General features: G+C 74.8%; 1 protein-coding gene and 1 pseudogene. Both read right to left on the bottom strand.

Features of this window, described 5'->3' with window-relative positions:
- Positions 1–942 (bottom strand): MerR family transcriptional regulator (locus tag AB8Z36_RS39570; protein ID WP_369218196.1); only part of this gene is annotated, 942 nt, incomplete at its 3' end.
- A gap of 94 nt (positions 943–1,036) precedes the next feature.
- Positions 1,037–1,882 (bottom strand): annotated as a pseudogene (locus AB8Z36_RS39565) (FAD-dependent oxidoreductase); the annotation flags it as partial.
- Positions 1,883–1,942 lie beyond the last annotated feature (60 nt).

Here is a 1,942-nt window from a genome sequence, read left to right as displayed (position 1 = left end):
GGCGCGGAGGGCCTGGAGCAGCCAGGTCAGGGCCGGGGCCAGGCTGTCCGGTGGCGGCCAGCCGTTCACCACCGCGAGCAGGTGCAGATAGCGGTCCCTGCGGGCGTCGTTCATCGTCTCGAGGTGCTCGCCGAGCCGGTGGCGCAGGGCGTCGTCGTCGGGGCGGCCGACGGTGTGGGCGTAGTGCGCGGTGAGCGCGGCGACGATGCGGGCGGCCTCCGGCGCGTGCGGTGGCGTACCGGCGGCCAGGGCCGGTGCGACCTGGGAGCGGACCGCCTCGGCGAGGATGCGGGGCAGGCCCGTGGTGTCGTCCGGGGACCGGTCGGTGGCCAGGTTCCGCGCCATGCCCCGTACGCTCGCGCGAAATGCCGGGTCCTGGAAGAGCTCGGCCAGCTCCACCCACGCCTCGACCTGCTCCACCGTGGGATCGTCCGGCAGCTCGGGCGTCATGGAGCGGATGACCGCGCCGAACGCCGGATGGCCGTCCAGGCCCTCGAAGACGGTGCCGAGGAAGTCGTCGATGAGGCGGCTCCGCTCGTCCTCCGACAGCTTCGCGAGGCGGTGCATGAGCGCCAGCTCCTCGGTGCTCGCGCCGCGCCTGGCCACGGCCGTCAGGACGGCCCGCCGCAGACGCAGTGTGTGGATCTGCACGTCGAGGGCCTCGGCGTGCGCCGCCGCCACGTCGGCGAGCGGGACCTCCCGGTCCACGACGCGGCGGATGGTGGGCAGGTCGAGGCCGATCTCACGCAGCGTCCGCACCAGGTCGAGGCGGGCCACGGCGCCGGTGCCGTAGCGCCGGTAGCCCGCCGGGGTGCGCTGCGTCGGTGTGACGATGCCGGAGTCGGACCAGAACCGGATGGTCTTGACGGTGAGCCCGGTGCGCCGGGCGAGCTCGCCGATGGAGTACAGGGTGTCCGTGTCGGGGACGGTGTCGCCGTTCATGCCCCCACCCTCATGTCTCCCCCTACGGGAGACGCAAGCGGGGTCGCCCACCGGCCCGCGAGGCGCGACGCCTGCCGGTGGTGGGGGCCCGCGGTCACTCCCCCAGCGCCGCCATCGCCGCGTTGTGCCCCGGCACCCCGCTGACGCCGCCGCCGCGCACCGCGCCCGCCCCGCACAGCAGGACGTTGGCGTGCCCCGTCTCGACACCCCAGCGCCCGGTGCCCTCCTGGGCGTGGGGGAAGGCGAGGTCGCGGTGGAAGATGTGGCCGCCGGGCAGCCGGAGGTCCTGCTCCAGGTCCAGCGGGGTCTTCGCCTCGATGCAGGGCAGCCCGTCCGCGTCGGGCGCCAGGCAGTCGGCGATCGGTTCGGCCAGGTGCGCGTCGAGCTGCGCCAGGGTCGCCTCCAGGAGGTCCGCGCGTACGGCCTCGTTGTCCTTGGCGAAGAGCCGGGCAGGGGTGTGCAGCCCGAAGAGGGTGAGGGTCTGGTAGCCGCGCTCGACGAGGTCGGGGGCGAGGATCGTCGGGTCGGTGAGCGAGTGGCAGTAGATCTCGGAGGGCGGCGCGGTGGGCGGCGTTCCGGCGGCGGCCTGCGCGTAGGCGGTGGCCAGTTCCTCGTAGCCCTCGGCGATGTGGAAGGTGCCCGCGAACGCCTCGTTCGGGTCGACCGTGCTGTCGCGGAGTCTCGGCAGCCGCTTGAGCAGCATGTTCACCTTGAGCTGGGCGCCTTCGGCGGGCGCGGGCGGCTGCTCGCCGAGGAGCGCGGCGAGGGCCTGCGGGGAGGCGTTGACCAGGACGTGCCGGGCGGCGACGGTGTGCTCGCCCGCGTCGTCCTGCCGGTAGGTGACCTCGGCGCGCCGCCCGGCACGTCCKGGTCGGCGCCTCCCCGCAGGCCCTCGCCGCGCTCCTCGGCGAGCAGCCGCCCGCGCCCGCCGAAGGCGCCCAGCTCAAGGTGAACATGCTGCTCAAGCGGCTGCCGAGACTCCGCGACAGCACGGTCGACC

The sequence above is a fragment of the Streptomyces flavofungini genome (assembly GCF_041028215.1).
GTDB lineage: Bacteria > Actinomycetota > Actinomycetes > Streptomycetales > Streptomycetaceae > Streptomyces > Streptomyces flavofungini_B.
The sequence above is the reverse complement of the archived record's forward strand: the minus strand, read 5'-3'. Positions and strand labels throughout refer to the sequence as shown.